Origin of the sequence: Pseudomonas purpurea (assembly GCF_039908635.1) — a bacterium.
Classification (GTDB): domain Bacteria; phylum Pseudomonadota; class Gammaproteobacteria; order Pseudomonadales; family Pseudomonadaceae; genus Aquipseudomonas; species Aquipseudomonas purpurea.
On sequence record NZ_CP150918.1, the window covers coordinates 2,969,037 to 2,981,745 of the forward strand.

Below are 12,709 nucleotides of genomic sequence, written 5' to 3' on the forward strand. Positions count from 1 at the left end.
TGGATTGATAACTCCACGATCGACAGAGATTCACTGGCAATCCCTTGGACTTGGCCTGCTGGCGTTACTGCTGTTCATCGCCGGCGTCTATCAGCAGGAAGCCATTGGCTTCGATTCAAGGTTTGTGCTGTTTGCCCAGGAAATGCTGCGCCACGGGCCTGGCTTCTTTCCGACCACTTATGGCCAGCCTTACGCAGATTACTCGTCGACCAGCACGCTGCTGGTCTATGGGTTGTCGTTGCCGTTCGGCAGGGTGAACGCCCTGACCGCGTGGTTGCCCAGCGCCCTGGCGGCGGCGTGGATCGTGGTGCTGATCTATCGCCTTGTTGCGCCGTACTCCAAACGCTGGGCGTTGCTGAGTATTGCGCTGCTGATGCTCACCAACACCCTCGTCACCGAAACCCGCGCTGTTTCGCTGGACCAGATGCTGGCGGCGGTGGCGTTCACGGTGTTTTACCTGGGGTACAGCTGCGACCATTTCGGTGCGCCACGAAGAATGATCCTGGTGTTCGCGCTGTTACTGCTTGGCTTTGGCATTCGCGGGCCTATCGGCCTGGTGATTCCAACCGGCATGTTGTGCAGCTACTACCTGATCAATGGCCAATGGCGGCGCATGCTCGGTTTCGGGCTGCTGGCGTCGGTGCTGCTGCTCGGGTGTGTCGGGCTGCTGCTATGGCTGGCTCAACGCAGCGGCGGCGCAGAATTTGTGCAGGACGTGATTCGCATGCAGTTCATGGGGCGCATGGACGGTAGCGAAGGCTCCAGCGGGGTGTTTTATTACTTCACCAGCTCGATGGGTAACTATGCGCTGGCGTACCCACTGGCGGTGTTGGTGTTGATCGCCGTCGCTGTGGCGGGACGACAGGATCGCGGGCCGGCATTGAATCTGTTGCGCTACTGCGCCGCTGCCGGGCTGATCGTGATGGTCGGTTTGTCGGTGCCCCAGGCGAAAAAAGCACGCTACTTGCTGCCGATGCTGCCCATGGCCGCCATTATCGCGGCGTACCCATTCCAGGTTGCACAGGGTCGGGTGTTCTTCTGGTTGCGCGGCTTGATGCAAGGCCTGTGGTTGCTGATGCCTGCGCTGCTGATCGGCGCCCTGCTGTTCGCGCAACGGCGTTTTCCTGAGCACCTGACCGCATTGACACCGGCGTTGGTGACGCTGGCGGTGCTGCAACTGATCGCGCTGGCGCTGTTGTTCAAACCCCAATGGCGGGCTGTCGGCCTGGCGTTCTCTGCGGTGCTGGCGTTGTGGTCGACCTACATTCTGGTGTTCGAGCCGGTCGAGCGTACGCTCTATGACACCCGCACGTTCACTCGCGCAGCGTTTGCCCTGATCCAGAAAGACCCGGCGCCAGTGGTACTGCACGCCATGGGCAAAGACGCGCGAGCAATCAAGTTCATGGTCAACATCGAACAGGACCTGTTGCCGGTCTTCACCGGATCCGCCCAGGAACTGGAAAACGTACCCGGGCCGGCCTGGATCGTGATGGATAAAACCGACTATCAGTCGCTGCAAGACTCGCCAATCGGAGCCCTTGCGCCCGTGCTCAGCGGTCGCTTCGACAAGAGCGATTATGTGCTGTTGCATCGGCCGTCAGCGCAACCCTAACAGGTTGCGCAACAAGGGGGCGCCTGCTTAAGCTAGCGCCCCATGACGACCACTGTCCGCCCTGCCCGTTTAGCCGATGCTGAAGCGCTGCCCAGCATCGAGCGTTCTGCCGCCGAACTGTTTCGCCAGGTCCCGGAACTCGCCTGGCTGGCCGATGAGCCCGTCCCCGACGCAGCCCAGCATGCGCATAACATCGCCTGCGCCGCCGTGTGGGTGGCCATGGCAGACGAAGACACGGTCGCGGGTTTTCTCAGTGCCGAGATCTTCGATCACGAACTGCACATTCAGGAACTGTCGGTCAGCCGCCGGTTTCAAGGCCTGGGGCTGGGTCGACAATTGTTGCAGGCGGCCCTGGCGTCTGCATGTCATTCAGGGTTGGCGGCCATGACCTTGACCACGTTCCGTGAACTGCCATGGAATGAGGCTTTCTATCAGCGGTTTGGATTTGAAACCCTGGCCGCCGAACAGATTGGCCCGCGTTTAACCGCTGTTCTGCACGACGAAGCCACGCACGGGCTACCACCCTCACGGCGCTGCGCCATGCGCTACGTTATCCGGCCAGCGATCATGCCCGGTTAAGCGCTGCCCCCGATTGCTCCCCCGGCATATCCGCATAAGGATTCGGCGTCATAGCGGAACCTGAGTCCATATAGTGCAAAATTAATGCACTCAATGCGCATTAATATGAATTTGTCAGGAGTTGGATTGGGCGGCACACTGTGCCGGTTCCTCCCCCAAATGTTGGAACGCTTAAAGGGCTTTCTGGTGATCCAGACAAGCCCTTCTTTTTGCCCGCTCTCTGCTATTGGATCGTTCCCGTCATGCTTGCTCGCTGGTTTCCTGCTGCTATCAATACCCGCCCCACCGAATGGAGCCGCGCGGCCATCGGCATGTCGTTGGGCACGCTCTTGAGTGTCTGGATGTGCGGTAAAGTCTTCGGCATGGACGTGGCGCTGCACTTGATCGGGCCACTGGGCGCCTCCGCGGTGTTGCTGTTCGCGGTGTCCTCCGGTGCGCTGGCCCAACCGTGGTCGATCCTCGGCGGTTATCTTTGCGCGGCCGGGGTGGCGCTGCTGGTGGCCCATCTACTCGGGCGCACGCTGGGCAGTGCCTGCCTGGCCGCCGGGATGGCGCTGGTGCTGATGTGCTGGCTGCGTTGCCTGCACCCACCGGCCGGGGCGTTGGCCTTGTTGCTGGTACTCGCGGACCCGGTGACCATCGCCATGGACTGGCGCGCACTCGGGCCGGTGATGCTCAGCGCCGCGTGTTTGCTGGCCAGCGCGCTGGTCTACAACAACCTGACGCGCATCCGCTACCCCAAGGGCCACAGCGAGCCTGCGGCCGTGACGCCCGGCGATCATCCGCCCGCAGACACACTGGCGATTACCGCCGAGGATCTCAAACTGGCCCTGGCCGATCTGCAAGCGTTTTTCGACGTCACCCCCGAAAACCTTGAACAGTTGATCCACGCCAGTGAACTCCACGCCAAACGCCGCAGCATCGGTGAAGTGCTCGCCCACCGGGTTGAGCGTTAAGCCGCCGACAACTGCCGCGCCGGCACCGCCAGGCTGACCGCTCGCACCGAGGTGCCGGCAGTCAACCTGAGTGCCTTGGCTGTTTGCGCATCGACAATCAACGTACCGGCAGCGACCCGCGCCGGTGCGGCAGTGATCCGGCAATCGGCGAACTGGCGGTTATGAATCAGGTACACCGGCGCTTGCTCACCGGGCGTGCCGATGCTCAATTGCAACACCTGGCTGTCACGCACCGCACGAATGTCTCCGGTCGCGCACTCGATCAGCGGCCCGCCGTCGAAGATATCGATGTAGTCCTTGTGCTCGAACCCTTCAGCCTTGAGCATGCCCAGCGCCGGTTCGGTGTTGGGATGAACCCGGCCGATCACCGTCCTCGCGGCTTCGGGCAGCAGGCAGGTCGGCAGCGGGAACTTGGGCATCAGTTCGGCGATGAAAGTCTTGTTGCCCAATCCGGTGAGGTAATCGGCGTCGGCAAAATCCATCTTGAAGAAGTGCCGCCCAAGGCCTTCCCAGAACGGTGACACGCCCTCCTCATCCGAGTAGCCGCGCATCTCGGCAATCACTTTTTCGCCGAACTGCTGGCGAAACTCGGCGAGAAACAGAAACCGTGCCTTGGACAACAAGCGCCCATTCAAACCACTGCGATGCCCGGCGTGCAGGAACAACGAACACAGCTCGGAATGCCCGGTCATGTCGTTGCCCAGGAACAACGTCGGCAATTGCTGGTTGATCCCCAGATCTTTCGACGCTGCGACAAACAGCCCCATTCGATAGTTGTACCAGGGCTCGCGCAACCCGACCGCACCGGCCAGCGCACAGATGCCGACGGCTTCGCCGTTGTCGGTTTCAAGCACAAACAGATAATCGGCGTCGGCACGTTCAGCCTCACCGGCAAAGGTCTTTTCCGCCCACACCAGCCGCTGACGCAAACGCACGGCGTCGGCCGGTAACGTGGTCAAACCGGTGCCCGCGCTGTGGGCCAGGGCCAGCAACGCCGGCAGGTCGGTCATGTTTGCAGGACGAACGATCATCGGGAGAGCTCCTGTGGGGTCATGCGTTTAGGCAAATAGACTTCGGCCAGCATGCAGCGCGCGCTGCCGCCGCCAATGCGTTCAATGGTGTCGATGTTCACCGGCAGCGGCCGGGCATGGCTTTCGATCAAGCGGCGTTGGTTTGCGTCCAGCGAGTTCCAGGCCGTGCGTGACATCACCAGCAACGGCTCGCCCGCGGCGTTGTGCACTTCCAGCATGTTGCCGGCGAACGACTCCAACTGATCCCAGCTCAGGGGCATGACCTGTTTGCCGCTGTCTTCTAGCCGTGCGCGCAAGGTCGCACGTTGCGAGTGATCACGAATTGACTCAAGGCACGCCACCGCCAAGCGGCTGCCGACGCTCATCATCACGTTGGTGTGATAAATCGCCACGCCGTGCCGGTCCACCGCGTTGAACGCACACAGCTCATACCCGAGGTGATCGACCACCTGATGCAAGGCCTGGGCATGGGTGCGGGTCGAGTAACCGGCGTAGCAAATGCGCTGCGTGCGATCCAGCACCATGCTGCCGGTGCCCTCCAGGAACACTTCCTGTTGTTCAAGGCTGGACAGGTCGAGCAATTGGTCGACGTGATAGTCGTCCCGCAGCCAGTCGAGCACGCCTTTGTCACGCTCCAGACGACGGTTATGGCCCTGCATCGGGTACAGCACCAATGTGCCGTCGGGATGGCTGCTCCACCAGTTGTTGGGAAAGATTGAATCCGGGGTGTGCGGTGCCTCGCTGTCGTGGTGCACCCGCACTTCAACCCCGTGCTCACGCAGGGCCGCGACATAGCCGTCGAACTCTTGCAAGGCCTTGAGTTGCACGTCTTCGGCCACGTCCGCCGGACGCTGGAAACGGTTGTTGGCGGCGGTGTCCTGGTTAAAGGAGAACCGTGTCGGGCGAATCATCAAAACGGTATTGGTGGTTTGCATGGGCACAGAATCAATGAGGGTTGAGAGGTGCTCATTGTGTGATTCGGCGCCGGAAAAACCCGGCTGATCGAAAGGATGGCGGTGCTGGATTTGGCTGAAAACGCAGGGGTTTTCAGCCGATTTTGCAGGAGGAAAATGAAGAGCCTGGTGGCTGTGATGATCGTTTCGCTACGGCCGCTCAAAACCGTAGGAGCCTGGCTTGCCAGCGATGGCGTCCGCGAGACCGCTTCGCTGGCAAGAGCTAGGCGCTCCCCTGCTCCTGCAGAGGATCAGAGCGTGGGAACGATCGTGTCTAGGTGGAAGTCTTGACCATCGCCAGTTCGGGGTGGCTGACCAGTTTGTCGATGTGCAGGTCCGGGTCGTCGAACCAGACTTCGGTCAGCACCCGGTAATGCTCCATGTCACGACAACGCATGCGCAGGCTGTAGTCGAAGGCGCCACTGATCAACTGACATTCCAGTACCTGCGGGCAGGCACGCACCTTGGCTTCGAACGCTTTCTGCGCGGCCCGCCCGCTCTGGTTCGACAACGCCACCAACACCAGCAGCGACAAACCCGGCGTCAGTTTCTTCTCGTCGAGAATCGCCCCGTAGCCGCGAATCACGCCCAATTGTTCAAGCTTGCGCACCCGTTCAAGGCAGGGCCTGGGCGTCAGGTGCACGCGTTCGGAGAGCTTCTGGTAGGTGATGCGCCCTTCGTGGCGCAGCACTTCAATAATCGCCTGATCGATACGATCAAGCACAATCGACAGGTCGCGGATATCCGCCATGGATGTCTTGCCTCACTTCAAACGGCCCGATAAAAACTGCTGCAAACGTTCACTTTTCGGCTGGTCGAGAATTGACGCGTCACCCTGCTCCTCGACCCGCCCCTGATGCAGGAATAGCACCTGGCTGGAAACTTGCCGGGCAAAGCCCATTTCGTGGGTCACCATCAGCATGGTCCGGCCTTCTTCGGCCAAGGCCTGAATCACCTTCAACACTTCACCCACCAGTTCCGGGTCCAGAGCCGAGGTCGGCTCATCGAACAACAGAATCTCCGGCTCCACCGCCAACGCGCGGGCAATCGCCACGCGCTGCTGTTGGCCACCGGACAAAAACGCCGGGTATTGATCTGCCACCCGCTGCGGCAAGCCGACCTTGTCCAGATACACCCGGGCGGCGGTTTCAGCCTCCTTGCGCTTGGCGCCCAACACCTGACAAGGCGCGAGCATGATGTTTTCCAGCACCGTGAGGTGGCTCCACAGGTTGAAATGCTGAAACACCATGGCCAACCGTGTGCGCAACCGCTGCAACTGCGCCGGGTCGGCAACCCGCATTCCGCCCGGTGCCGGCCGGGTCACGATCCGCTCGCCCTCCAGCTCAATGGCGCCCTCGTCGGCCCGCTCCAGAAAGTTGATACAGCGCAGCATGGTGCTTTTGCCCGAACCGCTGGCGCCGATCATGCTCACCACATCACCGGCCCGCGCTTTCAACGAGACGCCTTTGAGCACTTCGTTGTCACCAAAGCGTTTATACAGATTTTCAACCGTCAGCTTGTACATGCATCACTCCTGGAGTGGCGCCCGTATCGACGCCGCTCTGGATAGAAAGAAAATAGGAAAAGATCAGTGAGCCGGCCCGAGAAAATTCAGCCAGCGCTTCTCCGCCAGGCGAAAGGCACCGACCAGGCCAAACGACAACGCCAGGTACAACAAACCGGCGATGCCGAAGGCCTGAAAGGTCATGAAGGTTGCGGCATTGGCGTCGCGGGCGACTTTGAGGATGTCCGGGATGGTCGCGGTGAATGCCACGGACGTGGCGTGCAGCATCAGGATCACTTCGTTGCTGTAATACGGCAGTGCCCGGCGCAGCGCCGATGGCAGAATCAGCCGCAGGTACAGGCGCCAGCCACTCAAGCCGTAGGCATGGGCCGCCTCGATTTCACCGTAGGGGATGCTGCGAATCGCCCCGGCAAAAATCTCGACGGTGTAGGCACAGGTGTTGAGGGTGAACGCCAGCAAGGTGCAATTCATCGCGTCGCGAAAGAACGCTTCAAGCAGTGGTTGCGAGCGCACTACCGCGATCCCGTAGATGCCGCTGTAGCAAATCAGCAACTGGATATACAGCGGCGTGCCGCGAAACACATAGGTGAACAGCTGAACCGGCCAGCGCAGCAGCCCCCAACGTGACACCCGCATGATCGCCAGCGGCAGCGACAGAATGAAGCCCAGCACGATGCTCACCACCAGCAACCACAGGGTCATGGCCAGGCCGGTCAGGTTGTAGCCATCGCTGAACAGGAACGGCTTCCAGTACTCGGACAGTAACTCGATCATCGCGCCATCCCCCGCACGCCCTGGTTATAGCGCCGCTCAAGCACGCGCAGTACATAATTCGACGCACTGGTAATCAACAAGTACAGCGCTGCGGCCAGCAACAGGAAATCGAGCATGTTGAAGGTACTTTTACCGGCCTCTTGCGCCACTTTGACCAGGTCCGACAAGCCGATGATCGACACCAGCGCCGTGGCCTTGAGCAGCACCAGCCAGTTGTTGCCCAGGCTCGGCAAGGCAAAACGCATCATCTGCGGGAACACCACGAAGCGAAATCGCTGCCAGCGCCCCAGGCCAAAGGAGGCGGCCGCTTCTTGCTGGCCACGGGGAATGCTCAACATCGCCCCGCGAAAGGTCTCGGTGAAATACGCACCGTAGATGAAGCCCAGGGTCACGATCCCGGCCACGAACGGGTCGATTTCCATGTACGCCCAACCCATGGCTTCGGTCAGGCTGCTCAACCAGCCTTGCAGGCTATAGAAAATCAGCAGCATGAGGACCAGGTCCGGAACGCCGCGGATCAGCGTGGTGTAAAAGGTCGCCGGCACGTTAAGGATACGCAGCGGCGACAGCTTGGCTGCTGCACCCAGCAGGCCCAGAAGCATGCTCACCAGCAGCGACAGCGCCGACAATTTGATCGTTACCCACGTGCCATGCAGCAACAGTGGGCCATAGCCTTGCAGGGCCGGGAAATCCAGGCCCAGAGCATTGAGGAAGGTCGTCACGAAAGTCACTCGTATCGATGCGCCACCGCCCGGCGCCGCGCCGTTGGTGACGGCACGGTGTCGAGGGCGTGGGGATCAGTTGTTGTAGAGGTCGAGATCGCCGAAGTACTTGCGCTGGATCTGCGCGTAGATGCCCTTCTCGTGCAGGGCCTTGATGGCCCCGTTGAGCATGCTCTTGAGTTCTTCGTTGTCCTTGCGGATGCCAAGGGCGATGTCGGACGGAATCAACGGGTCGCTGATGCCTTCGCTGTTCTTGAAGTCGGCGCCTTGTGGCGACTCCAGGAAGCTCATCTGCGCTTGCAGTTTGTCCTGGATGGAAGCGTCGAGACGGCCGTAGACCAGATCGGCGTAAACCTGATCCTGATTCTGATAGGCCCGCAGTTTCACCCCGCCCGACGCCAGTTTGGCCCGTGCGTAGGACTCCTGAATGGTGCCCTGCATGAAGCCCAGGGTTTTGCCCTTGAGCGATTCGGCGGTGGGTTCAAGCGCCGAATCCTTGCGGGTGACGATGGCGGTCGGGCCGGAATACAGACGGTCGGAGAAATCGATCTGTTTTTTGCGCGCCTCGGTGACGGTCATCGACGACTGGATGGCGTCGAACTTTCCGGCCTTGAGCGCGGGAATCAACCCGTCAAAATCATTGCTGACCCAGACGCAGGTGAGCTTGAGTTCGGCGCAGATCGCATTGCCCAGGTCCACGCCAAAGCCTTGCACACCGCCATCGGCGGTGCTCGATTCAAAGGGCGGATAACTGGGATTGGTGCCGAATCGGAGTTCTTTCCACTCCTTGGCCTGGGCGCCGGAGGCACAGAGCAACAACGCGAGCACAGGCAGGGTCAGCCATGATTTGTTCATCTTCAGAGTCCCGATTTATTTGGAGTTATCGCCGCCAGGCTGGGGTGCCGGGCCGCTTTTATGGGCAGGAACATAGAGTCGTTGCGGCATGCGCCGCAGCAGCGTTCTTATTGTTTTTCCGGGGTGGCGTGTCGACAACGCTGCGCACCTCGCCTTGAAACCCTTGACGCAGACAGGTTTGCTCGGACCGCCAGAATGCCAACAGACGACGGCCGGGAGGTGTCGTTAGCGCCTGCGCAGACAACCCGCTTATGCTGATAAAGGCTCTTTCACAGCCGAATCGGTCGTGATCGCTGCCCGTGGGCCGTCCAGCGCTAAATACCCATGCCCATGCTGCAAAAATGCAGACCGGACCTGCATCTATCCCGGTTGTACATCGCAAATTTGCACTGTTACGATCCGGGATCGTTCGCGCGCGAACACTTCTATAAAGAACAATAAAAGCAGGGAGTTAGTGATGACTGCTCAGGTTAAATCCCAGGCAACCCCGTCCATGGATGCCCGGCCAGACGACGTGCTGGCTGACGTGCGCAACCACATCGGTCACCTGACCCTCAACCGCCCCGCCGGCCTCAACGCCATTACCCTGGACATGGTCCGCAGCCTGCACCGCCAACTCGATGCCTGGGTCGAAGACGCCGAAGTGCATGCGGTGGTGTTGCGTGGTGCCGGTGAAAAAGCCTTCTGCGCCGGGGGCGACATTCGTTCGCTGTACGACAGCTTCAAAAACGGCGAGACCCTGCATCAGGACTTCTTCGTCGAGGAATATGCCCTGGACCTGGCCATCCACCATTACCGCAAGCCGGTACTGGCGCTGATGGACGGTTTTGTCCTGGGCGGCGGCATGGGGCCCTGGTGCAAGGCGCCGACCTGCGGGTGGTCACCGAGCGCAGTCGCCTGGCGATGCCGGAAGTGGCCATCGGTTACTTCCCGGATGTTGGCGGCAGCTACTTCCTGCCGCGCATTGCCGGTGAGTTGGGGATTTACCTCGGTGTCAGCGGCGTGCAGATCCGCGCGGCCGATGCGCTGTATTGCGGGCTGGCCGACTGGTACCTGGAAAGCGCCCGGCTCGCCGAGCTGGATCAACGCCTCGACACCCTCGTGTGGCACGAAACCCCGCTCAAGGACTTGCAAGGTCTGCTGGCGAAACTGGCGGTTCAGCATCTTCCCGATGCACCGTTGCAGGTTCTGCGCCCGGCCATCGACCACTTCTTTGCCTTGCCCGACGTACCGAGCATTATTGAACAACTGCGTGAAGTCACCGTCGCCGAGAGCCATGAATGGGCGAAAGCCACCGCCGACCTGCTCGACAGCCGCTCGCCGCTGGCCATGGCCGTGACCCTGGAAATGCTGCGTCGCGGTCGGCACCTGAACATTGAAGGTTGCTTTGCCCTTGAGCTGCATCTGGATCGCCAGTGGTTCGAACGCGGTGACCTGATCGAAGGCGTGCGCGCCCTGTTGATCGACAAAGACAAAAACCCACGCTGGAACCCACCGACGGTGCAGGCGCTGGACGCCCAGCACGTCGCGAGTTTTTTCAGCGGTTTCGACCAGAACGGGAACTGAGCCATGCACGATATCGAATTGACTGAAGAACAAGTGATGATCCGCGACATGGCCCGCGACTTTGCCCGTGGCGAAATCGCGCCCCATGCCCAGGCCTGGGAAAAGGCTGGCTGGATCGACGACGCTCTGGTGGCGAAAATGGGCGAACTCGGCCTGCTCGGCATGGTGGTGCCGGAGGAATGGGGCGGCACTTACGTGGATTACGTCGCTTATGCGCTCGCGGTGGAAGAAATTTCCGCGGGTGACGGCGCTACTGGCGCGCTGATGAGCATCCATAACTCGGTGGGTTGCGGGCCGGTGCTCAACTACGGCACGGAAGAACAGAAACAGACTTGGCTGGCAGACCTGGCCAGCGGTCAGGCCATCGGTTGCTTCTGCCTGACCGAGCCCCAGGCCGGTTCCGAAGCACACAACCTGCGTACCCGTGCCGAGTTGCGCGAGGGCCAGTGGGTGATCAACGGCGCCAAGCAGTTCGTCAGTAACGGCAAGCGCGCGAAACTGGCCATTGTGTTTGCCGTCACCGATCCGGACCTGGGCAAGAAAGGCTTGTCCGCGTTCCTGGTGCCGACCGACACCCCGGGGTTTATCGTCGACCGCACCGAACACAAGATGGGCATCCGTGCGTCCGATACCTGCGCGGTGACGCTCAACAACTGCATCATCCCCGAAGCCAACCTGCTGGGTGAACGTGGCAAGGGCCTGGCGATTGCCCTGTCCAACCTTGAAGGCGGTCGCATCGGTATCGCCGCGCAAGCCTTGGGCATCGCCCGCGCAGCGTTCGAAGCCGCGCTGGCCTACGCCCGAGACCGGGTGCAGTTCGACAAACCGATCATCGAGCACCAAAGCATCGCCAATCTGCTGGCCGACATGCACACCCGCATCAATGCGGCACGCTTGCTGATCCTGCACGCCGCCCGGCTCCGCAGCGCCGGCAAGCCATGCTTGTCAGAAGCCTCGCAGGCCAAGCTGTTTGCCTCGGAAATGGCGGAGAAGGTCTGTTCGTCGGCCATGCAGATTCATGGCGGCTACGGTTACCTGGAGGATTACCCGGTGGAGCGTTACTACCGCGATGCGCGGATCACGCAGATATACGAAGGGTCGAGCGAGATACAGCGGATGGTGATTGCGCGGGAGTTGAAGAACTACCTGGTGTGATGGCTGAAAATGGGGTGGGTTCTTGAAACCCACCCTCTCCCCATTGGGGAGAGGGTGCCGACCTTCAAACTTTTCAAAACTTGAGTTCAACTCGATTTCTCAGGTCGCAGTACGTCGACCAAACAACTCGGTCAGTCCCCTCTCCCTTTGGGAGAGGGTTAGGGTGGCCCTTGCAGCCACCCCAAATGTCAAATCACATCCCTTTAAACTCGGCCTCACGCTTGGCAATAAACGCCGCCATGCCTTCTTTCTGATCCTGCGTGGCAAACGCTGCATGGAACACCCGGCGCTCGAAGCGCACACCTTCGGACAGGCTGACTTCAAAGGCACGGTTCACGCTTTCCTTGACCATCATCGCAATCGGCAAGGACTTCCTGGCGATCAGCGCCGCCACTTTCAACGCTTCTTCCAGCAAATCATCCGACGGCACGATGCGCGCAACGATGCCGCAACGCTCCGCTTCCACCGCGTCGATCAACCGCCCGCTCAGGCACATTTCCATGGCCTTGGCCTTGCCCACGGCGCGGGTCAGGCGCTGGGTGCCGCCCATGCCCGGCAGTACGCCGAGGTTGATTTCCGGTTGCCCGAACTTGGCGTTGTCGCCAGCCAGGATGAAGTCGCACATCAGCGCCAGTTCACAACCACCACCCAACGCGAACCCGTTGACGGCCGCGATGATCGGCTTACGACGATTGGCCACCCGGTCACTGTCGCTGAACAAATCGTCGAGGTAGATCTGCGGGTAGGTCAGCTCGGCCATTTCCTTGATGTCGGCACCGGCCGCGAAGGCTTTTTTCGAACCGGTCAGCACGATGCAGCCGATTTCCGGGTTCGCTTCCAGACCGTCCAGCGCGTGGTTCAGTTCGCTGACAATCTGCGCGTTCAACGCGTTCAGGGCTTGCGGACGGTTAAGGGTGATCAGGCCAACCCGGCCCTGGACGTCCAGCAAAATCGTTTCGTAGCTCATACAAACGTTCCTTC

Annotated in this window: 12 protein-coding genes and 1 pseudogene; 5 read left to right on the forward strand and 8 right to left on the reverse strand. The window is 60.8% G+C overall.

Features of this window, described 5'->3' with window-relative positions; genetic code table 11:
* The first annotated feature begins 7 nt into the window (after positions 1-7).
* The 3 genes from AABM54_RS13380 (at position 8) to AABM54_RS13390 (ending at position 3,147) form a co-directional block, all read left to right on the forward strand.
* Positions 8-1,612 (forward strand): phospholipid carrier-dependent glycosyltransferase, encoded by a 1,605-nt coding sequence (locus AABM54_RS13380; RefSeq protein ID WP_347906192.1) that lies wholly within the window; start codon positions 8-10, stop codon positions 1,610-1,612.
* A gap of 42 nt (positions 1,613-1,654) precedes the next feature.
* A complete protein-coding gene (locus tag AABM54_RS13385; RefSeq protein ID WP_347900394.1) occupies positions 1,655-2,191 on the forward strand; it encodes a GNAT family N-acetyltransferase in 537 nt (178 codons plus the stop codon).
* 242 nt (positions 2,192-2,433) lie between these two features.
* Entirely contained in the window at positions 2,434-3,147 is a 714-nt protein-coding gene (locus AABM54_RS13390) for an HPP family protein (RefSeq protein WP_347900396.1), read from the forward strand.
* Here AABM54_RS13390 and astA read toward each other — a convergent pair.
* From astA to AABM54_RS13425, 7 genes are all read right to left on the reverse strand, one after another.
* The gene (gene astA / locus AABM54_RS13395) at positions 3,144-4,178 is read right to left on the reverse strand and encodes an arginine N-succinyltransferase (RefSeq protein ID WP_347900397.1); all 1,035 of its coding nucleotides are present in this window, start codon (positions 4,176-4,178) and stop codon (positions 3,144-3,146) included. The two genes, AABM54_RS13390 and astA, sit on opposite strands and share 4 nt — an antisense overlap.
* On the reverse strand, positions 4,175-5,113 hold the full coding sequence (gene ctlX / locus AABM54_RS13400; RefSeq protein ID WP_347900399.1) for a citrulline utilization hydrolase CtlX: 939 nt from the start codon (positions 5,111-5,113) through the stop codon (positions 4,175-4,177). Before ctlX ends, astA begins: the two co-directional genes overlap by 4 nt.
* Positions 5,114-5,405: 292 nt before the next feature.
* Positions 5,406-5,882, reverse strand: coding sequence for an Lrp/AsnC family transcriptional regulator (locus tag AABM54_RS13405; RefSeq protein ID WP_071550219.1), 477 nt, complete (start codon positions 5,880-5,882; stop codon positions 5,406-5,408).
* 12 nt (positions 5,883-5,894) lie between these two features.
* The gene (locus AABM54_RS13410; RefSeq protein ID WP_347900401.1) at positions 5,895-6,656 is read right to left on the reverse strand and encodes an ATP-binding cassette domain-containing protein; all 762 of its coding nucleotides are present in this window, start codon (positions 6,654-6,656) and stop codon (positions 5,895-5,897) included.
* A gap of 63 nt (positions 6,657-6,719) precedes the next feature.
* Entirely contained in the window at positions 6,720-7,430 is a 711-nt protein-coding gene (locus AABM54_RS13415; RefSeq protein ID WP_347900402.1) for an ABC transporter permease, read from the reverse strand.
* Complete coding sequence (locus tag AABM54_RS13420) at positions 7,427-8,152, reverse strand: ABC transporter permease subunit (RefSeq protein ID WP_347900403.1); 726 nt, start codon at positions 8,150-8,152, stop codon at positions 7,427-7,429. Before AABM54_RS13420 ends, AABM54_RS13415 begins: the two co-directional genes overlap by 4 nt.
* Before the next feature lie 75 nt (positions 8,153-8,227).
* Complete coding sequence (locus tag AABM54_RS13425) at positions 8,228-9,007, reverse strand: transporter substrate-binding domain-containing protein (protein WP_347900405.1); 780 nt, start codon at positions 9,005-9,007, stop codon at positions 8,228-8,230.
* Positions 9,008-9,464: 457 nt separating this feature from the next.
* Here AABM54_RS13425 and AABM54_RS13430 point away from each other — a divergent pair.
* Positions 9,465-10,573 (forward strand): annotated as a pseudogene (locus tag AABM54_RS13430) (enoyl-CoA hydratase/isomerase family protein).
* A 3-nt stretch (positions 10,574-10,576) separates the two neighbouring features.
* Positions 10,577-11,728, forward strand: a complete 1,152-nt coding sequence (locus AABM54_RS13435; protein WP_347900406.1) for an acyl-CoA dehydrogenase family protein — start codon at positions 10,577-10,579, stop codon at positions 11,726-11,728.
* A 193-nt stretch (positions 11,729-11,921) separates the two neighbouring features.
* On the opposite strand, the gene AABM54_RS13440 is transcribed toward AABM54_RS13435, so the two are convergent.
* Positions 11,922-12,695: an enoyl-CoA hydratase gene (locus tag AABM54_RS13440; protein WP_347900407.1), complete on the reverse strand. Its 774-nt coding sequence runs from the start codon at positions 12,693-12,695 to the stop codon at positions 11,922-11,924.
* Positions 12,696-12,709 lie beyond the last annotated feature (14 nt).